Consider the following 24779-nt stretch of genomic DNA (forward strand, 5'->3'; position numbering starts at 1 on the left):
GCAGACCGGTCGATCATTCTCACCCGCCGGGCGGTCCTGGGACGCCGCTCTCACCCGCCGGGTCCGCCCGCGCTCCGACTCGTCCCGGCCACCCCCGCTGATGGCAGGGCACGCCCTGCCGACCCCGCCCGCTCAGCCGTCCTTGCCGCTGCCCGGGTCGGGGCATTGTTCCCGCTTGGGGCCGCAGGTGCCGTCGTCGCCGGGGTTGGGGCCGGTGCCGCCTGGGCCGGGGTTGCCGCCGTCGCCGGGGGTGCCGCCGTCGCCGGGCCGCGGGGCAGGGGTGCCGCCGGTGGCGCCGCCGCCGAAGCGGACGTACCCGATTTCCCGGCCCTCGCCGATGATCATGCCTTGCGGCCCGACCGCGAGGGCGTTCGAGGAGGTCCGCAGGGCGGCCAACTCCCGGCCGGTCCGCGGGTTCACGGCGACCAACCGGGTCGGCTTCTCGTCGGCGACCACGGCCGCGTACGGAGTGAGCGCGGCACCGGACTTGCCGCTGGCGGGCCGGGTCCACAGAACCCGGTCGGTGCCGAGCTCGCGGGCCACCACCGAGCGCTTGTCGGCCGCCCGGAACAGGGCGTAACGGTCGTCGACCGCGATCAGCCGGGTCCCTGGTTCGCCGACCCAGAGCAGCCGCCCGTCGTACCCGTCGATGACCGCCTCGCGGCCATCGGGGCCGACCCCGATCAGTACGTTCCGCGCGCCCTGCGGGTCCTCCCGCTGCACGCAGCCGGCACTGTCGGCGGTCCGCAGGTTGACCCCGGCGCGCTGCCAGGCCTCCTGACCGGTCGCCGGGTCCCGCGCGGAGATGGCGAAGTAGCAGGTGCCGTCCTGGGAGCGGGCGGTGATCCGCAGCATCCGGCCACCCACCACCGAGAGCCGCTCGTCCTGGCCCGGCTCGACGTTCTGCAGTACCCGCCCGGTGGCGGTGTCGACCACGTGTACGCGGCCGTCGACCGGGAAGCCGAGCAGCGGTGGCACCGGTTCGGGCCCGGCCACCCCGTCGTCGATCCGGGTGGTGGTGATCCGGCGGGTGCCGCGCAGTCCTGGGTTGTCGGCGAGCAGCCCGCTGTGCACCCCGGGCAGGAAAGCCGTCCACAGTGGTGCCGTGCCGCGTGGGTCCCAGGCGCTCAGCGTGCAGTCGGTGGCGTCCGTGCAGTGGGCGTCCAGCAGCAGGTTGCGGTACGTCCAGACGGCCACCGCGTCGTCGTCGCGCCGCCGGGTCACTCCGGTGGTCGGGTCGAGCAGCTCGTACCCCTTGACCAGCAGCTTGCCCACGGCGACGACCGGGTCCCGGTCGCCGCCGGCGACCGCCGACCAGTCCGCCTTGCGCTCCCAGAGCTTGGCGCCGGTGGCCAGGCTGCGGGCTTCGACCCGGGTGCGTTGCTCGACCACCACGGCGTCGCCGGCGATGGTCACGCTGCGCGGAGTGCCGCCAACCCGCTGCTGCCAGACCACGTCCGGGTCGGAGATGGGTTGGCTGCGGTCCACCCAGTCCCACAGGCCCGGAAAGGGGTTCCACACGCCGGTCGCGGCGAGGGCGACGACCACGGCGAGGCCAAGCAGCAGCCCGCCGCGCACGCTCCCCTTCGCCACACCGCACACCGTAGCCACGATCACGGATCTTCCGTACGCCCGCGCCGCCGTGTCGCCGCGCTTTCTGGGCCCGGAGGTGTTATCAGAGGACCGTTCCTCCGCCGGAGGCGCTGCTGCTTACTGGCGTATCGCGCTGCGGATCAGGGGGAGGGTGCGGTACGGGATCTGCTCGGCGAGCGCGATTATGGTGCTGGCTCGGGTGATGCCCGCGGAGGAGACGATCTGGTCGATGACCCGTTGCAGGTCGGTGTTGGAGCGGGCCACGATCCGGCAGAGCAGGTCGCTGGAGCCGGTGATGGTGTGCGCCTCCAGCACCTCGGGGATGGCGGCCAGGTGGGCGGTGACCGGGTCGTGGCCGTGCCGCTGACTGATCTCCAGGGTGACGAAGCTGGTCACCGCGAACCCGATCGCGGTCGGTGAGATGTCCGGGCCGAAGCCGCCGATGACCCCCCGGTCGACCAGCTTGTCCAGCCGGGCCTGCACGGTGCCCCGGGCCACCCCGAGCCGCCGGGAGCACTCCAGCACCCCGATCCGCGGCTCCTCGGCGAGCAATTCGATCAAGCGCACGTCGAGCGCGTCGAGCTGTACAGCCTGCTCACCGTTCATGGGTTCAGACCATACCGAATGCGCAACCTGACCAGCGTTTACTCCGACAGTTGCCCACCCGGGGTCGGCGGCGCGATCCTCGCCACAGAAACCAACCACGGCGGCCCAAGAGGCCGGCCGGTACGCGAGGGAGGCCACCATGACCCAGGCGATCGACCGACCCCAGTCGACCGAGGACGTCGATGTCGACGTCGACCGGCTCGTCGGCGCTGTCGACCACGACATCAGCCACGACCCGTTCCCGGTCAAGGGCCTCGACCACGTGCACTTCCTGGTCGGCAACGCCAAGCAGGCCGCGCACTACTACTCCACCGCGTTCGGCATGACCTGCGTGGCGTACCGCGGCCCGGAGCAGGGCTACCGGGACCACGCCCAGTACGTGCTGACCAGCGGCTCCGCCCGGTTCGTGCTGACCGGCGTGGTGCGCCCGGACGCCGACGGCGCCGAGCACGTGGCCCGGCACAGCGACGGGGTGAGCGACATCGCGCTGGAGGTGCCGGACGTCGACACCGCGTACGCGCACGCCATCGCGCAGGGCGCCACCAGCGTGGTCGAGCCGCACGAGGTGACCGACGAGCACGGCACTGTCCGGCTGGCCGCCATCGCCGCGTACGGCGACACCCGGCACACGCTTGTCGACCGGTCCCGCTACACCGGCCCGTTCCTGCCCGGTTTCGTGGCCCGCGGCCCGATCGTGGACCGGCAGCCGATGATCGACGCCGGCATCCAGCCGAAGCGCTTCTTCCAGGCCGTCGACCACGTAGTCGGCAACGTGGAGCTGGGCCGGATGGACGAGTGGGTCGAGTTCTACAAGCGGGTGATGGGCTTCTCCAACATGGCGGAGTTCATCGGCGACGACATCGCCACCGACTACTCGGCGCTGATGAGCAAGGTCGTGGCGAACGGCACCCGCAAGGTCAAGTTCCCGCTGAACGAGCCGGCGGTCGCCCGCAAGAAGTCGCAGATCGACGAGTACCTGGAGTTCTACCAGGGGCCGGGCGCCCAGCACATCGCGGTCGCCACCAACGACATCCTGGGCAGCGTCGACGCCATGCGGGCCGCCGGAGTGGAGTTCCTCGACACCCCGGACTCGTACTACGAGGACCCGGAGCTGCGCGCCCGGATCGGCAACGTGCGGGTGCCGATCGAGGAGCTGAAGGCTCGCCGGATCCTGGTCGACCGGGACGAGGACGGCTACCTGCTCCAGATCTTCACCAAGCCGGTCCAGGACCGCCCGACCGTCTTCTTCGAGCTGATCGAGCGGCACGGCTCGCTCGGCTTCGGCAAGGGCAACTTCAAGGCGCTCTTCCAGGCGATCGAGCGAGAGCAGGAAGCCCGCGGCAACCTGTAACACTTGCAAGCGTGACGCAGCCTCCGTCGTACCCGACGCCGCCGGTCGGTGGGCCCCCGCCCGCCGCCGGCGGCGTCGTGCCGCCCAGCCCACACCCCCAGGGGTACGCCGTGCCGCCGCAGTACGCCCCGCCCGGGTACGCCGTGCCGCCGGGGTACGCCCCGCCCGGGTACGCCCCGCCGCACTGGTACGCCGGACCACCCCGACCGGTGACGCCGCCACCGACGCTGAGCCCGGGCGGGCAGCCGCTGGCCAGCTTCTCCGACCGGCTGCTGGCCGCCCTGATCGACGCCGCGGTGTTCATGGCGATCGGCATGGTGCTCGCCGTGCCCGCGGTGATCATCTTCTTGATCGTCGTCATGCCCGACCTCGTCCAGGTCACGCCGGACGGCACCGTCAGAGAGCCCGACTTCCTCAACGACTTCCTGGTGCCGATGCTGTGGCTCGACCTCGCGATCATCGTGGTCACGATCGTGATCTCGTACATCTACCACGTCGAGATGATGTTCAAGACCGGCCAGACCCTCGGCAAGAAGATGATGAAACTGCGGATCGTGCCGCTCGACCCGGCCCGCACCCTCGACCGTCGGGCCGCCGCCAAGCGGTACCTGGTGCAGCAGGGCATCGGCCTGGTTCCCGGCCTGAGCTACCTCGACGGGCTGTGGCAGCTGTGGGACAAGCCCTGGCAGCAGTGCCTCCACGACAAAGCCGCCCGAACGGTCGTCGTTAAGGTGTCCGGGTGAGCGTGCAACCCGGCTGGTACGTGGACCCCGCCGACCCTGAGACCCGGCGGTACTGGGACGGTGAGGGTTGGCTCGGTGCACCCATCCCCGTCGACGCCACCCCGCCGGAGGGACCGCCCCCGGTCGAACCCCCGCCCGCCCCGGTCGAACCCACGGCGCCGGCCGCCCCGGTGACCGCCCCGCCGGGCTTGCCGCCGCACCCCGGGCCGGGTTCGCAGCCGGGGCACGGCCCGGGTTGGGGACCGCAGGCCGGTCCGCCGGGCTGGGGACCGCAAACCGGTCCGCCCGGCTGGGGACCGCAGGGTGTTCCGCCCGGCTGGGGACCACAAGCCGGTCCGCCCGGCTGGGGACCACAAGCCGGTCCGCCCGGCTGGGGACCGCAGGGTGTTCCGCCCGGCTGGGGACCACAGGGTGTTCCGCCCGGCTGGCCCGGACGGCCGCCCGAGCCGCGCCCGCACGGCCTGCCGCTGGCCGGCTATGGCGCCCGTTTCACCGCCCGGCTGATCGACTTCGCCATCGTCTTCGCGCTGAACGCTCTGGTCAATGGCTGGTTCGTCTGGCGACTGATCCAGGAGATGCTGCCGTACATGCGGGAGGTGTATCGGCGCCAGTTGGCCGGCAACCCGTCCACCGAGGGGCTGCCGGAGGTCGGCCCGCAGGCTGGCAACCTCATCGTGGCGATCCTGCTGATCGCCACCGCGCTCTGGCTGGCGTACGAGGTGCCCGCCATGGCCGCCGGCGGGCAGACCGTCGGCAAACGGCTGATGCGGATCCGCGCGGTGCCGCTCACCGCCGACCAGCCGCTGGGCTTCGGCCGGGCGCTGATCCGGTGGACGACGCTGGGCCTGCCCACCCTGGCCTGGTACTGCCTCGGGCTCGGCCTGATTCTGCAACTGGTCGACGCCCTCTCCCCACTCTTCGACCATCCGCTGCGTCAGGCGCTGCACGACAAGCGCGCACAGACGGTGGTCGTCCAACTCCCCGCCATCGCTTCCGCCACCCCGAACGACCGCACCCAGCCCTCGGGAGACACCCCATGACCGACCCCGGACGTCAGCAGCCGGCGCAACGGCTGACCCGCGCCGACCTGGACGCGCTGCCCAGCTACGTACCAGGGCGCAGCCCCGCCGACCTGGCGCGGGAGCTGGGTCTGCCGGAGGCGATCAAGCTGGCCAGCAACGAGGTGCCGTACGGGCCGCTGCCCGGCGTGGTGGAGGCGGTCACCGAGGCGGTCACCGCCGCGCACCGCTACCCGGACATGGGCGTGGTGGCGCTACGCGACGCGCTGGCCCAGCGGTACGGGGTCGACGCCGACCGGATCGCCACCGGCTGCGGGTCGGTGGCGCTCGCCGAGCACCTGGTCCGGGCCACCTGCCTGCCCGGCGACGAGCTGCTCTACTCGTGGCGGTCGTTCGAGGCGTACCCGATCATCGCGGCGACCAGCGGCGCGACCAGCGTGCGGGTGCCCAACGACGCCGGGCACGGGCACGACCTGGCGGCGCTGGCCGCGGCGGTGACCGACCGGACCCGGATGATCCTGGTCTGCAACCCGAACAACCCCACCGGCACGGCGGTACGCCGGGCCGAGCTGGACCGGTTCCTCGACGCGGTACCGGACGACGTGCTGGTGGTCATCGACGAGGCGTACCGGGAGTTCGTCACCGACCCGGACGTGCCGGACGGGCTCGGCTACCTGGACCGGCCGAACGTGGCGGTGCTGCGCACCCTGTCCAAGGCATGGGGCCTGGCCGGGCTGCGGGTCGGCTGGCTGGCTGCCCAGCCGGTGGTCGCGGCGGCGATCCGCAAGGTGGTGACTCCGTTCTCCACCAGCACCGCTGCCCAGGCCGGGGCGCTCGCCGCGCTCACTCAGGCCGAGGAGATGGAGCGCCGCTGCGCCCTGGTCGTCGCCGAGCGGGAGCGGGTCACCGAGGCGATCCGGAAGTTCGTGCCCGACGTGCCGACCAGCCAGGCCAACTTCGTCTGGCTACCGCTCGGCGAGCGGGCGGTGGCGTTCGGCAAGTCGTGCGAGGCGCGCGGGGTGATCGTCCGGCCGTTCGCCGGGGACGGGGTCCGGGTCACCATCGGCACCCCGACCGAGAACGACGCGTTCCTGGCCGCTGCGGAGGCGTCGCTGACCTGACCCGACCGATCTCGCCGTGCTGGCCCGCCGATCCCGTCGGGTCGCCGGCGGAACCCGGCCGGGCGCTGGGACCCCGCCGGCGGCCGTGCGTCAGCTCGGCCGTCGGCGGCGAGCGGCCAGCCAGCCGGCGAGGCCGGAGGGCCGACTCGCCACGATCAGGTGGCGGCCAGGATCACCGCCTCGGCGGTCAGGTAGTACCGCTGGTCGTCCCCGTCCGGATCGACCGGCTCGCGGAGCCGCTCCACCGCGAGGTAGCCGTCCGCCGCCGCCACCGCTCCGGGCGCCCAGCCCGTACCGTCCGAGCCGACGTTGAGCGAGAAGCGGGAGAGCTGCGTACCGGTCACCGGATCCAGCGTCACCAGGTCGTTCGCCTCGGTCAGCAGGTGCACACGCCCGGGTTGGACGGCGAGCACCCGGGCCGTCGTCCCCAGACCCTCGAACCGCCACAACTCTTCGCCCGACCGTGCCGACCGGCCCACCGCCACCCCGTCGAGCACGGCGACAGCCTGCTCACCGATGAGGGTTGCTCCGGTCGGGTCCAGCGCGGGGGCGGCGGTCGGCTCGCTGGCACCCAGCAGCCAACCCCGGCCACCCGCGTCGCCCGGCCCGGCGGTCCGCAGGGCGGGGCAGTCAGACCGTCCGGTGCGGCATCCGAGTGGGGTCACCAGCAACCCGTCCGGGGCACCCGACGGGCGCCAGCGGTCGCGCACCGCACCGGTCGCCGCGTCCCGGAACTCGACCGTGGCCGGGCCGGCGCAGCTGTCCAGGCCGATCAGCTGCCCGGACGCGGCGGTACCGACGTCGCTGCGGCAGCGCCCAGGCAGGTCGACCCGCCACAGCTCACGGCCGCCGGCCAACTCCACACCGCGCGCCTGGGTGTCGCTGGTGACCACCAGCACCGTCCGGCCATCCGCAAGGTCGGTGAGGTAGAGCCCGCGCGGGTCCCAGACGGTGGTCGCCCCGGTACGCCGGACCACCGCCCCGCTCTCGGCGGGCACCGGGCCGTCGGCCCTCCACAGCACCCGGCCGGTCGGTGCGTCGAGCGCGACCAGCCGGCCGTCGGACCAACGGCTGACCACCGTGCTGCCGCTGGCCACCACCCCGGTCAACTCCGCCGGCCAGCGCCGGTACGACCAGTACGGGGTGGTCCGGTGCCGGCCGTCGACCGGCCGGTCGGCATAGACCTGACGGTGCGCGGCGTACACCCGCAGCCGGGCGTCCACGATCAACGGGGCGACCGGCAGCCGACCGACCACCCCGACGGGTGGCTGGGCCGCGGCCGGGTACGCACCCCGGGCCACCGTGCTCACCTCGGCCGGCGCGAGCACCCGGTGGACGATGACCGCGACCACCGCAGTGGCGAGCAGCGCCGCGACCGCCGCCACCAGCCGTCGTCGGCCCTTCGGGAACCCCATGCCCCACCTCCGCCCGGCACCCTACCCAGCGGAACCGGCCGGACCCCGGTCAGGTCACGCCGTGCTGGGCGGGGTCAGGCGGGGTGATCGTCGCCGCCGCCCGGGACGGGGGAATCGACGGACCGAGCTAGCCGGAACGAGGTCAGGCGGCTTCGACGGAGCCGGTGGCACCGGCCGCGACGGCCAGATCGGCGAGATCACGTCGGAGCGCCACCTCGACCGCCCGGGCGGCGAGCCCGCCGAGCAACAGCGCCACCACCCGGCCGTACGGGGCGGTCGGCACCGCCTCCTGGGTGACGGTGATCGCCGTGCAGCCACGGCGGCGACGCTGGACCTGCCGCAGGCTCCAGGTGATCCGGTATTCCGCGCCGGCACCGGATGAGCAGAGCACCAGCCGGTGGGGGGCGAGCGCCTCCACCACCAGGAACTCCTCGGTCAGAGTGCCGCCGCCTGGCTGGACACGCTCCTCACGCCATGCGGTGCCCGGCCCGAACGGACCCGGGGTGAGCAGCTCGACCGGGCCGGCGGTGGTCAGCCGGGCCGCGCGGCCGGGCAGGTCGGTCAGCAGACGCCAGACATCGACAGCGTGCGCCTCGATGAACCCGGTAACCGCCACCGTCGACATGCCACCCTCCCGTGTCGTCGACGGTACGCGGCGTAAGGGCCGGACGGGGCCTCCGGGACGGAATTTCCACCGCCCGGAGGCCACGCTGTCCATTTCGGTGGCTGCTCGACGCCGGTCGTCGACCGGCCCGGCGACGGTCAGCGTTCGAAGCGACCCGCCCGGATCGCGCCGATGAACGCCGTCCACCCCGGCGGGCTCACGGCCAGTGTGGGCCCGGACTGGTCCTTGGAGTCGCGGACCGCGACCAGACCGAGGACGTCGACCAGGTTGTCCGCCACCTCCACGCAGAGCCCCTGGTCATTGGAACGGCTGCTGGTACGCCAGACCGCGCCCGCGAAATCGTGCATCGTCGTTACCTCCGTGTGCGATGGGATGCCCCACCGCTGCCGGCCAGGTGCCCGGCCCGTTCCGCACGGTGGGGCGACGGAATCCGCGACGATCAACGGGGAAACGCGGATCGGTGATCGCACAGCCGGTGCGATCACCAGTCCCATCAATGAGACGGTCGGCCGACCGGGTGAACAACCCGGTCCGGCAGTACCGAGGACCCGGTTCACACGACCGCCGGGCCCGGTCCAGCGGGCGGTACCGCCCGGTCGGCTCAGCGGGCCGGACGGACCGTTCCGGTGACCTCGCCGAGGGCGATGGTGGTGCCGTCCGGGCCTTGTGCCGTGGCGGTGATGGTCACCGTGTCGCCGTCGACGAGGAAGGTGCGGCTCTCGTCGCCGAGCTTCACCGGCTCCGCCCCGCCCCAGGTCAGCTCCAGGAACGACCCGACCTGCCCCCGGTCCGGGCCGGAGACGGTGCCCGAGGCGTACAGGTCGCCGGTGCGCAGGGACGCGCCGTTGACGGTGAGGTGGGCCAACTGCTGCGCTGGCGTCCAGTACATGGTGGCGAAGGGCGGCTCACTGACCCGCTCGCCGTTCCACTCGACCACCAGCCGGAGGTCCAGCCCCGCATGCGGCACGTCACGCAGGTAGTCGACGACCGGCGGGTCCTGGTCGGGGGCCGGCACGAAGGCGTCGGCGAGCGCGTCCAGCGGCGTCACCCAGGCCGAGACCGAGGTCGCGAAGGACTTGCCCAGGAACGGGCCGAGCGGCTGGTACTCCCAGGCCTGGATGTCCCGGGCCGACCAGTCGTTGACCAGCACCACCCCGAACACGTGCTCGGCGAAGTCGTCGACGGACACCCGGGCGCCGAGCCGGCTGGGCACTCCGACCACGAAGCCGACCTCCGCCTCGATGTCGAGGCGTACCGACGGGCCGGTGACCGGCCCCTCGGCGGAGGCGCGCTGGCCGCTCGGACGGATCACCGGCGTACCGGAGACCACCACCGTGCCTGCCCGGCCGTGGTAGCCGATCGGCAGGTGCTTCCAGTTGGGCAGCAGCGGCGGCTGGCCCGGGCGGAAGATCTGCCCGACGTTGGACGCGTGGTGCTCCGAGGAGTAGAAGTCGACGTAGTCGGCCACCTCGAAGGGCAGCAGCAACTTCACCTGGTCCAGCGGCACCAGCAGCGGCTCCACGGCCGCCCGGTGTGCCGGGTCGGTCAGCAGCTCGGTGATCCGCTGCCGCACCGACGTCCACTGCGGACGGCCCAGCGCCATGAACTCGTTCAGGGTGGGCCGGCCCAGCGCACCGGCGGCCAGCACCAGATCGGCGGCCTCCGCCCCGGCCAGGTCGAACACCCATGACCCGATCCGCACGCCGATCCGCGGCCGGCCCCCGTCCTGCCGGAAAACCCCGTACGGCAGGTTCGTCACCCCGTACGGCGAACCGTCAGCGCCGGTCACCCAGGTCATGCGTCGTAGCCCCCGTTCACCAGCCCCAGCCGGATCAGATCGGTCAGTGGTTCCAGGATGCTGCACGAGCCGAAGCCGACCCAGAGCGGGCGGGGCACGTCCAGCCGCCCGTCCGTGCGCTCCAGCAGCGGCCGCGGGTCGACCACGGTCAGCAGCTCGGCGACCGCGCCCACGCCGTCACCCTCGGCGGCCGCCAGCGTCGCGGCCAGCACGTTCGCGTACCCGTGGTGGGTGAAGCCGGTCTCCGGGTCGAGGTGCCGGACCGCCTGGTGCAGCCCAGCGGTGAGCTTGAACGGCAGGTTCCGGTCCCGGCAGGCGCAGATCACCGCGGCCAGCTCGGCCGGGGTCGGGAAGAGTTCGGCGGCCAGCCCGCCGGTGCGGAACTTGGCCGCGACCGGCACCCCGTCGTCCCGAGCGGCGGCGAGCGCGTCCAGCGCACCCATCAGGCCAAAGGTCAGCGGCAGCTCGGCGTAGACGGCCTCGACGCCCGGCATGGTGCCGGTCAGCCGGCGCAGCTCGGTGATGCCGGGCAGTGGGTCCTCGCCACGCCTGGCGACCGCCACCTCGACCTGGCGGGCGGTGACGCCGTCCGGTGCCAGGAACGAGAGCGCGAAGGGCAGGCCCCCGATCCCGGTGTCACCGATCACGCCCACCACCAGGCCCTCGGCCGGGTCGACGAGACCGCTCAGATCTCCTGCGGCAACGGTCGAGGCCGGGACCAGCAGCGGGCCGACCAGGTCGGCGTACCAGGCGGTGCGATGCCGGCGGTGGGCGGCCAGCGCATCGGGCAGCGCGGCGCTGCCCGGAGGGAAGACGGCGGCGTCGTCCACCAGGCCGTCGAGGAGTGCGGGCACCTGCGTTGACACGGAACAAGAATGTACGGGACGCTACAAGGAACGGACAACCGCGTCCGATAATCGGACGCCCCCGGCCGGTGAACGGGACATATGGGAGGCGAGATGCCGTACTACCGCAGCGTCGGCGAGGTGCCACGCAAGCGCCACACCCAGTTCCGCCAGCCCGACGGCAGCCTCTACGCCGAGGAGCTGATGGGCCAGGAGGGTTTCTCCTCCGACTCGTCCCTGCTCTACCACCGGCACGCGCCCACCGCGATCCTGGCCGCCGACGAGTTCACCCCACCGGGGTTCGCCCGGACGCCGAACCTGCCGCTCAAGCCGCGCCACCTGCGCACCCACAAGCTCGACACCGGCGGTGCCGACCCAATCCTCGGCCGGCAGTACCTGCTCGCCAACGACGACGTGCGGATCGGTTACGTGCTCGCCGACCGGCCCTCGCCGCTGTTCCGCGACGCCACCGGCGACCACTGCCTCTACGTCGAGGCAGGCTCGCTGCGGGTCGAGTCCCCGTTCGGCGCGCTGGACGCGGTCGCCGGGGACTACGTCGTCATCCCCACCTCGACCATCCACCGGCTGGTGCCCACCGGCGAGCAGCCCGTCCGGCTGCTCACCATCGAGGCGGCCGGGCACATCGGCCCGCCCAAGCGCTACCTCTCGGTACGCGGCCAGTTCCTGGAGCACTCGCCGTACTGCGAGCGCGACGTCCGCGGCCCCGACGCCCCGCTGCTCGTCGACGGCGAGGAGGCGGAGGTGCTGGTCCGCCACCGGCGTGGTTGGACCCGTTACGTCTACGCCCACCACCCGTTCGACGTGGTCGGCTGGGACGGGCACCTCTACCCGTGGGCGTTCTCCATCCACGACTTCGAGCCGATCACCGGCCGGATCCACCAGCCCCCGCCGGTGCACCAGACCTTCCAGGGCCCCAACTTCGTCATCTGCTCGTTCGTGCCCCGCAAGGTCGACTACCACCCGGACTCGATCCCGGTGCCGTACAACCACCACAACGTCGACTCCGACGAGATGCTCTTCTACACCGGCGGCAACTACGAGGCCCGGCGCGGCTCCGGCATCGAGCAGGGCTCGATCTCACTGCACCCGTCCGGCTTCACACACGGCCCCCAGCCGGGTGCCGCCGAGCGCTCCATCGGCGCGGACTACTTCGACGAACTGGCCGTCATGGTCGACACCTTCCGCCCACTGGACCTCTGCGACGCGGCCCGCACCTGCGAGGACGACGGCTACGCCTGGACCTGGGCGCGTCGCGCCTAGTCCCCGGGGGCCTGGTCGAGCCAGGCGGCGCTCGTTGACCTGCTGGTGGTCAGCGGATGGCGGTGCGGGTGAAGATGGCGAACTCGGCGACTGCGGTGGCGGTGATGGCCAGCACCAGCGGCCACGGCGAGCCGACCACCGCGTACACCAGCAGCAGCACCGGCGCGGCGGCCACCGCGTAGATCGCCAGGGCGAGCGTCCGGTCCGAGTGCAGCAGTTCGGGTAGGACGGTCCGCGTCAGCCCCGGCAGCCTTGCCGCGAGCTGCCAGACCACGACCCCGCCGGTGAGCGCGGCGAGCACCGCCAGGACACGGGAGAACCCGTCGCTCGCCGAGGCCGCGAACGCCACCAGCACCGCGGCCACCAACGACCAGCCGGCGCCGTAGAGCACCAGGCGGTGCAGGCCGTAGGCGATGGTCCGCCCCGAGTCCATCCGTTTCGGGCTGATCGTGGCCGCCTCGGCAAGGTGCTCCAGCGCCTCCGACCAGCGGCGCTGCTCCAGCCGGATGACACCCACGTCGTGCCGGGCCTCGGCGAGGCGCGGGTCGAGCCGCAACGCCTCCCGGTAGGCCCGCTCGGCCAGGTCGAACAACTCCAGCCGGGCGGCGACCAGCCCGAGCACCAGGTGGGCCTGCGGTTCCTCCGGGGCCAGCTCGACCCCGCGCCAGGCCGCGTTCAGCGCCGGCTGGCCGTTGCGCGCGCCGGCCAGGATCGCCGCCGCACTGCGCTGGGCGTACGCGTCCGCCGGGCCGAGCGCGAGGATCCGGTCGGCGGTGGCGGCCGACTCGGGGTAGCGCTCCAGATCGGCCAGCGCCATGCCCCTGGCGACCAGCGGTGGGAGCGCCTCGGGTGCGGCGGCCACGGCCGCGTCGGCGGCGGTGAGCGCATCAGCCGGCCGGCCGGCGGCCAGGTGCACCCGGGCCAGCATGGTGAGCGCGTCGGGGTCGTCGGGCTGCAGGGCGAGCCCGTAGGTCAGCTCCCCGGCCGCTTCGTCGTGGCGGCCGAGCTCGGCGAGGAGTTGGGCCCGCTGGAGATAGCCGTCGGCGGCGGACCGGTCGGGGGCGGGGTCGCTGGACATCGCGGCGAGCCTAGGTGGCCGGGGCGTCGTACACCAGGGCCACCGCGATACCGGCCAGCCCCTCACCGCGGCCGGTGAAGCCCAACCCGTCGGTGGTGGCGGCGGAGACGGTGACCGGGGCTCCGACGGCGGCGGAGAGCACCCGCTGGGCCTCCTCGCGGCGCGGGCCGATCTTGGGGCGGTTGCCGACGATCTGCACGGACACGTTGCCGATGGCCAGGCCGGCAGCCCGGACCCGGCGGGCCGTCTCGGTCAGCAGGGCCACCCCGGACGCGCCGGCCCACTCCGGCTGGCCCACCCCGAAGGTGGAGCCGAGATCGCCGAGACCGGCGGCGGAGAGCAGTGCGTTGCAGGCGGCGTGCGCGGCCACGTCGGCGTCCGAGTGCCCGGCCAGGCCGTCCTGATCGGGCCACAGCAGGCCGGCCACCCAGCACGGCCGGTCGGGCGCGAACGCGTGCACGTCGGTGCCGACGGCCACCCGGGGAACGATCATGATCAGAGGGTACGCGTCAGCCGGCGGCGGCCAGCAGGTGCTCCGCCAGCGCCAGGTCGAACGGACGGGTGATCTTCAGCGCGTACTCCGAGCCCGGCACGCAGCTCACCGTGACGCCCTGCTTCTCAACCAGACCGGCGTCGTCGGTGAGCGGATCGCCGGCCGTGGCGTGCGCGGCGGTGAGCACGGACCGGCGGAAACCCTGCGGGGTCTGCACCGCGCGTAGGGCGGACCGGTCGACGGTGCCGAGCACCACCTCGCCGGCGCCGACCTCCTTGATCGTGTCGACGACCGGCAGCACCGGGATCACCGCGTCCCGCCCCTCGCGGACCGCCGCCGCGACGGATTCGACCAGCTCCGGCGGGGTGAGCGCCCGGGCGGCGTCGTGCACCAGGATGATCGCCGGGCCGGCGGGCACCGCGGCCAGCGCGGCGGCCACCGACGCCTGCCGCTCCGCGCCGCCGGGCACCACGGTCACCGGCGCCACCGGAGCGAGCAGCTCGCGTACGGCCGTCACCTCGGTGGCCGGCGCGGCCACCACGATCGTGTGCACCGAGGGCGCTGCGGCCAGCCGGCGCACGGCGTGCACCAGCAACGACTCGCCAGCGAGCAGGCGCAGCGCCTTGGGTCGGCCGGGGCCGAGCCGTACGCCGGCACCCGCCGCAGGAACGAGGACCGCGACGTCACCGCGCGGATTGAGCTGCGCGGTCACGTCACGGTCCTCGGTGGTTTCTTCGCTACGAAGTGGGTACGACGATGCTGTGCGGACTAGGCCTCGGTGAGCACCTTGTCGAGCAGCATCTCCGCCTCGTCCTTGGTGCTCTTCTCTGCCAGCGCGACCTCGCCGACGAGAATGTCACGGGCCTTGGCGAGCATCCGCTTCTCACCCGCGGAAAGGCCCCGCTCCCGCTCCCGGCGCCACAGGTCACGGACGACCTCGGCGACCTTCAGCGGGTTTCCGGAGGCCAGCTTTTCCAGGTTGGCCTTGTAACGCCGCGACCAGTTGGTCGGCTCCTCGGTGTGCGGAGCCCGAAGAACGTCGAAGACAAGGCCGAGGCCCTCTTCGCCGACCACCTCGCGCACACCCACGATCTCGGCGTTCTCGGCCGGCACCCGGACCGTCAGGTCACCCTGAGCGACCCTCAGGACGAGGTACTGCTTGGGCTCGCCCTTGATGACCCGAGTCTCGATTGCCTCGATGAGTGCGGCCCCGTGGTGGGGGTAAACAACGGTCTCGCCGACACTGAAAACCATAGGTTCGAAACCCCTTTCGCTGTGTCTAGGGTAACACGCTCAGGCACCGATGTCTCACCGATGTCCTGACCGTTGGCGCAGCTCAGGGGCCCTGTGAGAGGTCTTGCTTCAGCTTGACAGGCGGTCAAACCAATGGTTTGAACACGCTCCGTAACGCACGGGTGACTTCCCGGTACGGGTGAACAGAACGTCGAGATCAAGGGCTATGCGCTCCCCCATGGTATCCCTCCCGGCGGGACTGCGCCCAGATCTAGCGGGAGGTGCCCCCAGTGCGGGACGCTGGAGGCAGACCCGCACGCCGCTCTCGAGACGCTGTCAGGGGGTCCGATGGGCAAACCAGACGCAGAGGGCCAGGGGCCGTCCGACGGCCTGCCCGACCTGCCACCCGAGTGGGGTCGGGTCGTGGTGCCCGACGATGCCTCCGAGCTCGCCTACGAGGCGGCCCAACTCCGCCGTGAACTGCGCCGGGCCGCCGGTCAACCCGGTGACGGCCCCCGGGCCCTGGCCCTGCCGCTGCTGGTCCTGCTGGTGGCGCTGCTCACCACGCTGGCCGGCCTGCTCGCGGTCACCTGGCCGCGCGCCAACCGCGGCGCCGACCGCCCGACCCCCGCTCCCTACTCACCGCCCGCCGCCCTCACCGGGCGGGCGCTGCCCGCACTGGACCTGGTCGACGCCGGCCAGGCGCCGGTGCCGCTGCGCGGCCTACTGCCCGCCATGATCATCTTGGTGGACGGCTGCACCTGCCCGGGCCGGGTCGCCGAGGCGGTGGTGGCGGCGCCCGCCGGGGTCGCCGTGGTCACCGTCACCGGAGGGCGGACGGTGCCGGCCCCACCGCCGACCAGACGAGACGCACGCGCGCTGGCCGATCCCGCCGGCGGCCTGCGCTCGTTCGTGGGCCAGCCGGCCCGCTCCGGCACCGCGACCGCACTGCTGGTCGACCGAACCGGCGTGGTGACCCGCGTGCTGCCCGAGCTGGGCCCGGTCGACGCGTACCGCGCGGACCTGACCGCCCTCGCCGCCTGACGGGGCCGTCCGTCGCCGGACGGACGGGTTGCCGGGACCGGTGCACCCACGGTCAGGGCAGCGCGGCCAGTTGCGCCTCGACCTCGACCGGCTGCTCCCCCGCCGTCGACAGCGACACCCGGATCAGCCCGCCGGTGGCGTCCACCTCGCTGACGCTGACCGTGCCGTCGCAGTCGACCCGGGGCGACCCGGCGATCTGGGCGCCGGTGATCACCAGCAGCATGGCACCCGGCCCGGTGCACCGGTACTGGAGCAGATAGCGGGCGCCGTCGTCGGCGGACTGCCGGGTCACGGGCTGCCCCGGGGTCAGCGTCGCCCGCTCCCGCCAGATCGTCTCACTGAACCGGGGCAGCCCACCCGACGCGTCCCCCTGGAAGAAGAACTCGCCCGAATCACCGTCGATGTCGGTGATCCAGCCCGTCTCCGGGTCGATCGACACCCCCGGCGCACGTCGCACCTCGGTGGCCTCGCCCGTCTCGGGATCCACCAGCGCCGTCACCCCCTCACCCGGCACACCGCTGGCCAGGACGCGGTCCAGTGCCGTGCTGACGGTCGGCCCAGCGGTCGGAGCGGCCGTCGCCGGACCAGCCGTCGGGGCGGGAGCAGCGGCCCGCCACCACCAACCGCCGACGGCCAGGGCAGCCAGGGCCACCCCGGCCAGCACCGCCGACCGCAGCCGATCATCCGCCTCCGAATCCATGCGGCGAGCGTACCGGCCGGGCTGCGGGACGCTCAGCCCTGTCGATCCAGCAGGGCGGCGTACAGGGTGAGGCCCGGACCGAACGCCAGCATGACGATCCGTCGAGGCGCCGACGTCGCGCGGCTCAACCGGTCCAGGATCAGCAGCACGGTAGGAGACGAGCAGTTGCCGTGCTCGTCGAGCGTCGCCCGGGACGCCGCCAACGCCTGCGGCGGCAGGGCCAACTCCCGCTCGACCACGTTGAGGATCCGCGGCCCGCCCGGGTGCACCGCCCAACCGTCCACCTCGGAGCCGGTGGTGCCATGCCGGGCCAACAGATCGTCGACCAGCCCACGGACATGCCTGGAGAGCACCTGCGGCACCTTCGGCGACAACCCCATCCGGAAGCCGGTGTCGGTGACGTCCCAGGTCATGTGGTCGGCGGTGGACGTGTCGGTCACCGCCGTGACCTCGCGCAGCGCGTACCCCGGGCCGCCCGGCACCACCACGGCGGCGACCGCGGCGTCCGAGAAGAGTGCGTGCGAGACGATCTGCTGGGTGTCCACCCGGGCGCTGGACGGCTGGATGTGCAGGCTGGTCAGCTCCGCGCAGAGCAGCAGCGCCGGGCGACCCCGTGCGGTGACGAAGTCGCTCGCCGCGCCCAGCCCCGGCAGCGCCGCATAGCAGCCCATGTGGCCGACGAACATCCGCTGGGTGTCCGGGGCCATGCCGAGGTCCCGGGCGAGCAGGATGTCCAGCCCAGGGGTGGCGTACCCGGTGCAGGAACACACGATGAACAAACCGACGTCACCTGCGCCCAGCCCGGCAGCGGTCAACGCGCGGCCGACCGCCTCCTTGCCCAGCGGCAGCGCCTCAACCTGGTAGCGGCGCATCCGTCGCTCGGTCGGCCAGTCCGAAGCGTCCTCCAGCAGGGGATTGACCGCCGCCTGCCGTCGCGTCACGCCCGAGTTCGCGAAGATCCGCTGGGCCAACAACCGGGTGGTGCCGGAGAAGTGCCGGGAGAAGAAGCCCTCCCACAACTCGTCCTGTGAAGCGGACGGCGGTTGCGCCGTCCCGAGCCCCGCGATCACTGGTACGGACACGATCCCCACCTCTCGTCCGACGCTGTCCTCCCCCTTGCCGTCCCGCCGGCCACCCGCCCGGCCCATCCCCCGTGGCAGTCGAGCCGCTGCGGCTCACCAACGCGGGGCCGATCCGTCGCGGTCCGGGTCTCCGCCCAACGCGGCGATGCCGAGCCAGTCGGCGCAGACGTCCGAGGTGGCCGGATGCAGTGAGCCACAGCGGGCGTCCCGGTAGAGCCGCTCCAACGGATGGCCGCGCCGGGTCGCCGAGGTGCCCGCCGCCTCCAGCATCGACGCCGCCACCTCGGCGGCCGTGGTGCCGGCCAGCAGCTTTGCCCGCCACACCCAGCGGTTGGTCTCCGCGTCGCCCGGCGTCTCGTCCACCCGACGGGCCGCCTCGGCCACCACCAGTTGGGCCGCCGCCGTCGCCGCGTCCGCCCGCCCCAGCCGGGCCCGCACCGCCGGCAGGCCGGCCAGATTGCGGGCGTTGAGATGCTCGGCCGCCGCGTCGATCGCCGCCCGGGCCACCCCGACGTAGACCGCCGCGTAGCTCGCCACCAGCCAGTGGGGCATCAGCTGGGCGACCACCAGGGCCAGCCCCTCCACCCCGCCGAGCAGCCGGTCGGCCGGCACCGTGACGTCCAGGTGCAGGTCATGGGAGGAGGTTGCGCGCATGCCGAGCGCGTCCCAGGTCGGCTCGACGGTCAGCCCGTCCGGGCCGGACGGCACCAGGAACTGGGAGACCACCGACTGGTCGGCGGAACTGCGCGCGGCCACCAGGTAGCCATCGGCGTGCCCGGCACCGGAGCAGAAGGTCTTGCTGCCCTTGAGGTGCCAGCCCTCGTCGGTCGGCTCGTAGACCGTGCTCAGCTGGGAGAGCCGTGCACCCGCGCCGCGCTCACTCATGGCGACCGCGTACCAGGAGCCGTGCGCCGCGGCGGTGAGCAGCCGGTCCCGGGCGGCCAGCGCCTCGTCCGGCACACCCAGCGCCTCGGCCAACTCCTCGGTGACCGCGCCGAGCGCACCCGTCACCGAGGCGTGCATGTTGAACACCAGGGCGGTGGCGCCGTTGCCCCGGGCAAGCTCGGTAGCCACCGCGGCGTACTCGGCGAAGCTGGCGCCCAGGCCACCCAGCGCCCGGGGCACCATCAGCCCGAACAGGCCAGCCTCCCGCAGGTCACGAAAGTCCTCGACCGGAAAGGAGCCGTCCCGGTCGTGCTCCGCCGCTCGCGCGGCGAACCGCGGCGCCAACCGGCGGGCCGCCTCCAGCGCGTGCACCGTCATATCGCCCCCTCCTCGGCGTCCCATACCCCCGCCACGGCCCGACTATCCGTTGCGGACCCCCCGGCCCTGGTACAGCACTGCGGTGGACCAGGTCGGCACGATGCGTGGGGCACGGCCGGCGGCCGCGCCAGGCGTCCGAGACGCGCGAGCCCGCCGCAGCAGCCAGGCGAGCATGCCACCGAATTGGGGTCGGATGCCGCGCAACCGCAGCTCGACACCATGTCGCGCGCACTCGGTCACCAGCGCGTGGGCGTCCACGAACAACTGTGGATCGTGGATGCCGCGCGGCACCGCCGGCAGTCGCTCCGCGATTCGCACCGCGACCAGACGGGCCAGCACCGTGTCGTTCAGAGTGTCCAGCACCAGTACGCCGCCCGGGCGCAGCAGCCGGCACGCCTCGGCCACCGCGCGCGGCCAGGCCGGCACATGTTCCAGCAGCTCACCGGCGGAGACCACATCGGCGCAGCCGTCGGGGAGCGGGACCGCGGTGACGTCGGCCTGGAGCACGCGTACCCCGTGCTCCGCGGCCTGGACCAGCGCCGAACGGGTCAGGTCGACGCCGACGTGCCGGTATCCCTTGCCGGCCAGGTGCGGCGCGAGCAGCCCGGCACCGCAGCCCAGGTCGACCAGGAGCGCGTCCGGGCGGGTGGCCGGCGGCACCATCGCCGCGCGGGCCTCGGCCAGCCAGTGCAGCATCGCGAACGCGCCATCCGGCCGCCACCACTCGCCGGCCAGGTCGTCGTACTGGCGCGGATCGTTACGCGGCAGCACCCGGGGGCCGGTGGACGCCGCGGCCGCAGCCACGTCTCGCATGGCACCGAGCGTGGCACGACTGCTCGGTAACGACCAGACTTCCCTTATGTCGTCGAGGGTGTTAGGGCTGGTCAGGGCGAGCCATCCGGAACCGGCCGCAGCGGTGACCACGGTGGCCGGTCTGCTGGCCTGGGGAGTGGGGCACCGGCCCGCCGGAATCGCCTCGGTGGTGCTCGCCGTGCTGGCCAGCCAGCTCGCCGTGGGCTGGACCAACGACGCGCTGGACGCCGAGCGGGACGCCACGGTGGGGCGTACCGACAAGCCGGTCGCCGCCGGCGCGGTCGGCCGACGCACCACGGCCTGGGCCGCGACGGCGGCCGCGCTGGCCTGCCCGCTGCTGGCGCTGACCACCAACCCCACGGCGGCGTTCTGGCTCACCGTCGCCCTGGTCTCCGCGCTGCTCTACGACTGGCCGCTCAAGGCCACCGCCTTCTCGGTGCTGCCGTACGCGGTCTCCTTCGGCGCGCTGCCCGCCTTCGTGGTGCTGGCGCTGCCCGGTGAGCCGACCCCGCCGGCCTGGCTGCTGGCGGCAGGTGCCTGCCTGGGCGCCGGCGCGCACTTCGCCAACGTGCTCCCCGACCTGGCCGACGACGCCCGCACCGGGGTGCGTGGCCTGCCGCACCGACTGGGTGCGGCCGGCAGCCGGGTGGCCGCGGCCGCGCTGCTGCTCGCGGCAACCGCGGCCCTGGTGCTCGGGCCGCCCGGGCCGCCGTCGGCGATCGGGGTGGCGGCGATCGGCACGGCCGCCGTGGTGCCGCCGCTGAGCTGGTACGCCGGACGCTCGGCGGTCCGGGCCGGCCGGCGGCCGGTGGCCGCCTTCCGCGCGGTGATGCTGGTGGCCCTCATCGACGTGGTCCTGCTGGTGGCGAGCGGTCGGGTGGTGTGACCGGTACCCAGGGAGGTGGCATTGCCGGGTCCGCGTGCGGGCCTCGATCAGCCCCAACTACCCTGGAGCGCGGTCTGCGCGGGTATGGCCACCGTGCCCGGCGTGCGGCCGGGTGGGGATCGTGACGAGGAGGACCGACGTGACGCGCTCGATCAGGGGATCCCGGCGGGCGGCCCTGCTGCTGTCCGGGATTGCGGCGGCCACCAGCCTGCTGGTGTCCGGGTGCGGCGCAGGCCAGATCGCCGAGACCGCCAAGAAGGCGCCGTCGGTCCAGGGCGTCAACCTCTCGGCCGGCAACGGCGCCTTCGCGGTACGCGGCCTGCTGGTCGAGTACCCGGGCGTCGAGGGCTACCGGGCCGGGCAGGACGCCGCGCTCAACGCCGTGATCTACAACGACTCGAAGGAAACGGTGACGGTCACCGTCACCACCGAGAGCGCCCGCGAGGTGGTGATCAGCGGCGGCTCGGCGAGCACGTCGCCGTCCGCCTCGGCGTCGCCCTCCGCCAGCCCGTCCGCCTCCGAGTCCGGTACGCCCAGCCCGTCGGCCACCGAGTCCGGCTCGCCCAGCCCTTCGGCGACCCCGTCCGAGACCGGGTCGTCCTCGGCCACCCCGTCCGCCCCGGAGTCGGCGCGGGCGTCGGGCTCGGCCAGCCCCTCCACCCCGGGGGAGCCCGCCCGCATCGAGCTGGCACCGCTGAGCTACCTCCAGCTCAACTCCGAGGCCACCACGCAGCTCCGGCTGATCGGCCTGACCGAGGCGCTGCGCTCCGGCCAGAACGTCTTCGTGACCTTCGACTTCGGCAACGGCAACGCGGTGACCGGCCCCGCGCCGATCGCGGTGCCGCTCACCCCCGCGGCACCCCCGTCGCCGATCATCGAGCGCGAGGGCGGCTACGAGGGTGAGGAAGAGGGTGGCTCCGGCCACGGCTGACCAAACCCCGGCATCGACAAACACCCCGGCGTGGTGACCACCACGCCGGGGTGTTTTCGTCGTACGCGAGGGCTAGCGTCCTGATGTGCCCACCTCCCGATCGACCTCTCCGCGCGGCGGCACGGCCAGTGGCGCCCGCGGTCGATCCACCGCCCGCGAGCCGCGTCCGGCCTACGAGTGCGACGCCTGCGGCCACCAGCCCCCCAAGTGGGTCGGGCGCTGCCCGGAGTGCGGCGAGTGGGGCGCGGTGGTCGAGAGCACGGTGACCGGTCCGACGGTTTCCGGTCGGGTGGTCAGCTCCCGGCTGCCGGCCGAGCCGGCCCGGCCGATCGCCACCATCAGCGCCGCGCCGGCCCGCGCCCGGCCTACCGGGGTGAGCGAGCTCGACCGGGTGCTCGGCGGCGGCCTGGTCCCGGGCGCGGTGGTGCTGCTCGCCGGCGAGCCCGGCGTGGGCAAGTCGACCCTGCTGCTGGACGTGGCGCAGCAGTGGGCCGCCGGCTCCGGCACCCCCTCGCTGGTGGTCAGCGGGGAAGAGTCGGTCAGTCAGGTGCGGCTGCGCGCCGAGCGGATGGGCACCCTGCACGACCAGCTCTACCTGGCTGCGGAGAGCGACCTGGCGGCGGTGCTGGGGCACCTCGACGCGGTCAAGCCCGGCCTGCTGGTGCTCGACTCGGTGCAGACCATCTCGACCACCGCCAGCGAGGGGGTTCCCGGTGGCGTGACCCAGGTCCGGGCGGTCACCGCCGCGCTGGTCGCGGTGGCCAAGGAGCGGGGCATCGCCACCGTGCTGGTCGGGCACGTCACCAAGGACGGCCAGGTGGCCGGGCCCCGGGTGCTGGAGCACCTGGTCGACGTGGTGCTGCACTTCGAGGGTGACAAGCACTCCTCGCTGCGGCTGGTGCGCGGCGTCAAGAACCGGTTCGGCGCGGCTGACGAGGTGGGCTGCTTCGAGATGCACGAGGGCGGCATCAGCAGCCTGGCCGACCCGTCCGGGCTTTTCCTGACCCGCTACTCGGAGCCGGTGCCGGGCACCTGCGTGACCGTGGCGATGGAGGGGCGCCGCGCCCTGGTCACCGAGGTGCAGGCGCTGATCGGCGCGACGGTGGCCGGCTCACCCCGACGCACCGTCTCCGGCCTCGACTCAGCCCGGTTGGCAATGGTTCTCGCGGTGCTGCAACGCCGCACCGAGCGGCTGACCCTGCATGACCGGGAGGTCTTCGCGGCCACCGTGGGCGGCATCCGGGTCGTCGAGCCGGCCGCCGACCTGGCGGTCGCGTTGGCGGTCGCCTCCGGCGGGCTCAACCTGGCCATCGCGCCGCACCTGGTGGCGATCGGTGAGGTGGGGCTGACCGGCGAGGTGCGCCGGGTCGGGGCGGTGCCGCGCCGGCTGGCCGAGGCGGCTCGGCTGGGGTTCAAGGTGGCCCTGGTCCCGCCCGGTTGCGGCCCGGCCAGCACCGGTGCCGGCCCTGAGCAGATGCGGGTGACCGAGGTCACCGATGTCCGCTCGGCCCTGCACCATGCGGCCCGCGCGTCCGCCGAGTGACCCACCGTGTCGACGTGGAGGGCGATACCGGACAGCGCGCCGCAAGCGGGAAACGGTTGGAAGGGCGGCATCGTGACACATCACAGTAACCACGACAGCACCCACCGCACCGCAGTCCGTAGACTGTGCCCGTGCCGATCGACCGCGATACCACCAAGCCTGCCGGCGCGCCGCCTCACGCCCGCACCGGTGGCATGGGCTCGCCCGCCCGCCCGATCAGCGTGAACGTGACCGCGGGTGCCACCGGGAGCGCCGGGGATCCGCTGCGCGCCAACCTCGCCCTGATGGCACCCGGCACCGCGCTGCGCGACGGGTTGGAGCGCATCCTGCGCGGCCGCACCGGCGCGCTCATCGTGCTCGGTTACGACAAGATCGTCGAGGGTCTGTGCACCGGCGGCTTCCCGCTGGACGTGGAGTTCTCCGCGACCCGGGTGCGAGAGCTGTGCAAGATGGACGGGGCCGTGGTGCTCTCCAGCGATGGCACCCGGATCGTGCGGGCAGCGGTGCACCTGATGCCCGACCCGTCCATCCCGACGGAGGAGTCCGGCACCCGGCACCGCACCGCCGAGCGGGTGGCCCGGCAGACCGGCTACCCGGTCATCTCGGTCAGCCAGTCGATGCGCATCATCAGCCTCTACGTCAACGGTCAGCGGCACGTGCTCGACGACTCGGCGGCCATCCTCTCCCGGGCCAACCAGGCGCTGGCCACGCTGGAGCGCTACAAGCTCCGGCTGGACGAGGTCTCCGGGACGCTCTCCGCACTGGAGATCGAGGATCTCGTCACCGTGCGGGACGCGGTGGCGGTGGTGCAGCGGCTGGAGATGGTCCGCCGGATCGCCGACGAGATCGCCGGTTACGTGGTCGAGCTGGGCACCGACGGCCGACTGCTCGCACTCCAGCTCGACGAGCTGATGGCCGGCGTGGACGCCGACCGGACACTGGTCATCCGGGATTACCTGCCGGTCGGCCGCAAGTCCCGCACCCTGGACGAGGCGCTGGTCGAGTTGGATCTGCTCGGCGCGACCGAGCTGATCGACCTGGTGGCGGTGGCCAAGGCGATCGGTTACCCCGCCGCATCGGACGCACTGGACGCCGCCGTCAGCCCCCGCGGTTTCCGGCTGCTGGCCAAGGTGCCCCGACTGCCGGTGCCGGTGGTCGACCGCCTGGTGGTGCACTTCGGCAGCCTCCAGCGGCTGCTGGGCGCGACGGTGGAGGACCTGCAGGCCGTCGAGGGGGTTGGTGATGCCCGGGCCCGGGGCGTCCGCGAGGGGCTGTCCCGGCTCGCCGAGGCATCGATCCTGGAGCGGTACGTCTGA

Annotated in this window: 25 protein-coding genes; 10 read left to right on the top strand and 15 right to left on the bottom strand. The window is 73.4% G+C overall.

What is annotated here, in order from left to right; translation table 11 throughout:
* Window positions 1-132: 132 nt before the first annotated feature.
* Entirely contained in the window at window positions 133-1602 is a 1470-nt protein-coding gene (locus tag ACFY29_RS20675) for a PQQ-binding-like beta-propeller repeat protein (protein WP_386988537.1), read from the bottom strand.
* Window positions 1603-1710: 108 nt separating this feature from the next.
* The gene (locus ACFY29_RS20680) at window positions 1711-2199 is read right to left on the bottom strand and encodes an Lrp/AsnC family transcriptional regulator (protein ID WP_328421125.1); all 489 of its coding nucleotides are present in this window, start codon (window positions 2197-2199) and stop codon (window positions 1711-1713) included.
* A 139-nt stretch (window positions 2200-2338) separates the two neighbouring features.
* Between ACFY29_RS20680 and hppD the strand changes: the two genes are divergently transcribed.
* From hppD to hisC, 4 genes are read left to right on the top strand one after another with little or no spacing between them, the layout of a single operon-like run.
* Window positions 2339-3550: a 4-hydroxyphenylpyruvate dioxygenase gene (gene hppD, locus ACFY29_RS20685; RefSeq protein ID WP_355601835.1), complete on the top strand. Its 1212-nt coding sequence runs from the start codon at window positions 2339-2341 to the stop codon at window positions 3548-3550.
* A gap of 11 nt (window positions 3551-3561) precedes the next feature.
* The gene (locus ACFY29_RS20690; protein WP_386988347.1) at window positions 3562-4293 is read left to right on the top strand and encodes an RDD family protein; all 732 of its coding nucleotides are present in this window, start codon (window positions 3562-3564) and stop codon (window positions 4291-4293) included.
* Complete coding sequence (locus ACFY29_RS20695) at window positions 4290-5333, top strand: RDD family protein (RefSeq protein WP_386988350.1); 1044 nt, start codon at window positions 4290-4292, stop codon at window positions 5331-5333. The genes ACFY29_RS20690 and ACFY29_RS20695 overlap by 4 nt, the downstream gene beginning before the upstream one ends.
* A complete protein-coding gene (gene hisC / locus ACFY29_RS20700; RefSeq protein WP_386988353.1) occupies window positions 5330-6433 on the top strand; it encodes a histidinol-phosphate transaminase in 1104 nt (367 codons plus the stop codon). Before ACFY29_RS20695 ends, hisC begins: the two co-directional genes overlap by 4 nt.
* Before the next feature lie 155 nt (window positions 6434-6588).
* Here the strand turns inward: hisC and ACFY29_RS20705 are convergent, their stop codons facing one another.
* From ACFY29_RS20705 to ACFY29_RS20725, 5 genes are all read right to left on the bottom strand, one after another.
* Window positions 6589-7848 carry a PQQ-binding-like beta-propeller repeat protein gene (locus ACFY29_RS20705; RefSeq protein WP_386988356.1) on the bottom strand — a complete coding sequence of 420 codons (1260 nt, stop codon included), beginning with the start codon at window positions 7846-7848 and terminating at the stop codon, window positions 6589-6591.
* A 142-nt stretch (window positions 7849-7990) separates the two neighbouring features.
* Window positions 7991-8473, bottom strand: coding sequence for an SRPBCC family protein (locus ACFY29_RS20710; protein ID WP_328421136.1), 483 nt, complete (start codon window positions 8471-8473; stop codon window positions 7991-7993).
* Between the two features lie 137 nt (window positions 8474-8610).
* Window positions 8611-8820 (bottom strand): DUF397 domain-containing protein, encoded by a 210-nt coding sequence (locus ACFY29_RS20715; RefSeq protein ID WP_355601845.1) that lies wholly within the window; start codon window positions 8818-8820, stop codon window positions 8611-8613.
* Window positions 8821-9074: 254 nt separating this feature from the next.
* Entirely contained in the window at window positions 9075-10271 is a 1197-nt protein-coding gene (gene fahA / locus ACFY29_RS20720) for a fumarylacetoacetase (protein WP_386988360.1), read from the bottom strand.
* Window positions 10268-11137 (bottom strand): hypothetical protein, encoded by an 870-nt coding sequence (locus tag ACFY29_RS20725; protein WP_386988363.1) that lies wholly within the window; start codon window positions 11135-11137, stop codon window positions 10268-10270. Before ACFY29_RS20725 ends, fahA begins: the two co-directional genes overlap by 4 nt.
* A gap of 93 nt (window positions 11138-11230) precedes the next feature.
* On the opposite strand from ACFY29_RS20725, the gene ACFY29_RS20730 reads away from it, so the two are divergent.
* Complete coding sequence (locus ACFY29_RS20730) at window positions 11231-12397, top strand: homogentisate 1,2-dioxygenase (RefSeq protein WP_386988366.1); 1167 nt, start codon at window positions 11231-11233, stop codon at window positions 12395-12397.
* A 49-nt stretch (window positions 12398-12446) separates the two neighbouring features.
* Here ACFY29_RS20730 and ACFY29_RS20735 read toward each other — a convergent pair whose 3' ends face one another.
* The 4 genes from ACFY29_RS20735 to ACFY29_RS20750 are packed head-to-tail and all read right to left on the bottom strand — an operon-like array spanning window position 12447 to window position 15222.
* Window positions 12447-13475 carry a tetratricopeptide repeat protein gene (locus ACFY29_RS20735; RefSeq protein WP_386988369.1) on the bottom strand — a complete coding sequence of 343 codons (1029 nt, stop codon included), beginning with the start codon at window positions 13473-13475 and terminating at the stop codon, window positions 12447-12449.
* 10 nt (window positions 13476-13485) lie between these two features.
* Window positions 13486-13971 (bottom strand): 2-C-methyl-D-erythritol 2,4-cyclodiphosphate synthase, encoded by a 486-nt coding sequence (gene ispF, locus ACFY29_RS20740; protein ID WP_328426137.1) that lies wholly within the window; start codon window positions 13969-13971, stop codon window positions 13486-13488.
* Between the two features lie 13 nt (window positions 13972-13984).
* Window positions 13985-14680: a 2-C-methyl-D-erythritol 4-phosphate cytidylyltransferase gene (ispD, locus tag ACFY29_RS20745; RefSeq protein WP_386988372.1), complete on the bottom strand. Its 696-nt coding sequence runs from the start codon at window positions 14678-14680 to the stop codon at window positions 13985-13987.
* 56 nt (window positions 14681-14736) lie between these two features.
* The gene (locus ACFY29_RS20750) at window positions 14737-15222 is read right to left on the bottom strand and encodes a CarD family transcriptional regulator (RefSeq protein ID WP_328421148.1); all 486 of its coding nucleotides are present in this window, start codon (window positions 15220-15222) and stop codon (window positions 14737-14739) included.
* 327 nt (window positions 15223-15549) lie between these two features.
* Here ACFY29_RS20750 and ACFY29_RS20755 point away from each other — a divergent pair, with 327 nt between their 5' ends.
* Entirely contained in the window at window positions 15550-16245 is a 696-nt protein-coding gene (locus tag ACFY29_RS20755; protein WP_386988377.1) for a hypothetical protein, read from the top strand.
* Between the two features lie 52 nt (window positions 16246-16297).
* Here ACFY29_RS20755 and ACFY29_RS20760 read toward each other — a convergent pair whose 3' ends face one another.
* The 4 genes from ACFY29_RS20760 to ACFY29_RS20775 all read right to left on the bottom strand — a co-directional run bounded on the left by ACFY29_RS20760 (window position 16298) and on the right by ACFY29_RS20775 (window position 20103).
* Window positions 16298-16945 carry a hypothetical protein gene (locus ACFY29_RS20760; RefSeq protein WP_386988380.1) on the bottom strand — a complete coding sequence of 216 codons (648 nt, stop codon included), beginning with the start codon at window positions 16943-16945 and terminating at the stop codon, window positions 16298-16300.
* A gap of 32 nt (window positions 16946-16977) precedes the next feature.
* Window positions 16978-18036, bottom strand: coding sequence for a type III polyketide synthase (locus ACFY29_RS20765; RefSeq protein WP_386988382.1), 1059 nt, complete (start codon window positions 18034-18036; stop codon window positions 16978-16980).
* A gap of 84 nt (window positions 18037-18120) precedes the next feature.
* Window positions 18121-19290 carry an acyl-CoA dehydrogenase family protein gene (locus ACFY29_RS20770; protein WP_386988385.1) on the bottom strand — a complete coding sequence of 390 codons (1170 nt, stop codon included), beginning with the start codon at window positions 19288-19290 and terminating at the stop codon, window positions 18121-18123.
* Between the two features lie 42 nt (window positions 19291-19332).
* A complete protein-coding gene (locus ACFY29_RS20775) occupies window positions 19333-20103 on the bottom strand; it encodes a methyltransferase domain-containing protein (RefSeq protein ID WP_328421158.1) in 771 nt (256 codons plus the stop codon).
* A gap of 46 nt (window positions 20104-20149) precedes the next feature.
* Between ACFY29_RS20775 and ACFY29_RS20780 the strand changes: the two genes are divergently transcribed.
* The 4 genes from ACFY29_RS20780 (at window position 20150) to disA (ending at window position 24779) form a co-directional block, all read left to right on the top strand.
* On the top strand, window positions 20150-20989 hold the full coding sequence (locus ACFY29_RS20780; RefSeq protein WP_386988387.1) for a UbiA family prenyltransferase: 840 nt from the start codon (window positions 20150-20152) through the stop codon (window positions 20987-20989).
* A gap of 139 nt (window positions 20990-21128) precedes the next feature.
* Window positions 21129-21920: a hypothetical protein gene (locus ACFY29_RS20785; RefSeq protein ID WP_386988390.1), complete on the top strand. Its 792-nt coding sequence runs from the start codon at window positions 21129-21131 to the stop codon at window positions 21918-21920.
* Window positions 21921-22005: 85 nt separating this feature from the next.
* On the top strand, window positions 22006-23463 hold the full coding sequence (gene radA, locus ACFY29_RS20790; RefSeq protein WP_386988393.1) for a DNA repair protein RadA: 1458 nt from the start codon (window positions 22006-22008) through the stop codon (window positions 23461-23463).
* Window positions 23464-23594: 131 nt separating this feature from the next.
* Window positions 23595-24779: a DNA integrity scanning diadenylate cyclase DisA gene (disA, locus tag ACFY29_RS20795; protein ID WP_328421167.1), complete on the top strand. Its 1185-nt coding sequence runs from the start codon at window positions 23595-23597 to the stop codon at window positions 24777-24779.

Origin of the sequence: Micromonospora sp. NPDC000668 (genome assembly GCF_042897975.1) — a bacterium.
Lineage (GTDB): Bacteria > Actinomycetota > Actinomycetes > Mycobacteriales > Micromonosporaceae > Micromonospora.

Excerpts from the sequence above, each read along its gene's own strand:
- ACFY29_RS20680 (WP_328421125.1), bottom strand. The coding sequence starts at position 2,199 with ATGAACGGTGAGCAGGCTGTACAGCTCGACGCGCTCGACGTGCGCTTG.
- hppD (WP_355601835.1), top strand. The coding sequence starts at position 2,339 with ATGACCCAGGCGATCGACCGACCCCAGTCGACCGAGGACGTCGATGTC.
- hisC (WP_386988353.1), top strand. The coding sequence starts at position 5,330 with ATGACCGACCCCGGACGTCAGCAGCCGGCGCAACGGCTGACCCGCGCC.
- ACFY29_RS20705 (WP_386988356.1), bottom strand. The coding sequence starts at position 7,848 with ATGGGGTTCCCGAAGGGCCGACGACGGCTGGTGGCGGCGGTCGCGGCG.
- ACFY29_RS20710 (WP_328421136.1), bottom strand. The coding sequence starts at position 8,473 with ATGTCGACGGTGGCGGTTACCGGGTTCATCGAGGCGCACGCTGTCGAT.
- ACFY29_RS20715 (WP_355601845.1), bottom strand. The coding sequence starts at position 8,820 with ATGCACGATTTCGCGGGCGCGGTCTGGCGTACCAGCAGCCGTTCCAAT.
- fahA (WP_386988360.1), bottom strand. The coding sequence starts at position 10,271 with ATGACCTGGGTGACCGGCGCTGACGGTTCGCCGTACGGGGTGACGAAC.
- ACFY29_RS20730 (WP_386988366.1), top strand. The coding sequence starts at position 11,231 with ATGCCGTACTACCGCAGCGTCGGCGAGGTGCCACGCAAGCGCCACACC.
- ACFY29_RS20735 (WP_386988369.1), bottom strand. The coding sequence starts at position 13,475 with ATGTCCAGCGACCCCGCCCCCGACCGGTCCGCCGCCGACGGCTATCTC.
- ACFY29_RS20750 (WP_328421148.1), bottom strand. The coding sequence starts at position 15,222 with ATGGTTTTCAGTGTCGGCGAGACCGTTGTTTACCCCCACCACGGGGCC.
- ACFY29_RS20755 (WP_386988377.1), top strand. The coding sequence starts at position 15,550 with ATGGGCAAACCAGACGCAGAGGGCCAGGGGCCGTCCGACGGCCTGCCC.
- ACFY29_RS20760 (WP_386988380.1), bottom strand. The coding sequence starts at position 16,945 with ATGGATTCGGAGGCGGATGATCGGCTGCGGTCGGCGGTGCTGGCCGGG.
- ACFY29_RS20770 (WP_386988385.1), bottom strand. The coding sequence starts at position 19,290 with ATGACGGTGCACGCGCTGGAGGCGGCCCGCCGGTTGGCGCCGCGGTTC.
- ACFY29_RS20775 (WP_328421158.1), bottom strand. The coding sequence starts at position 20,103 with ATGCGAGACGTGGCTGCGGCCGCGGCGTCCACCGGCCCCCGGGTGCTG.
- ACFY29_RS20780 (WP_386988387.1), top strand. The coding sequence starts at position 20,150 with ATGTCGTCGAGGGTGTTAGGGCTGGTCAGGGCGAGCCATCCGGAACCG.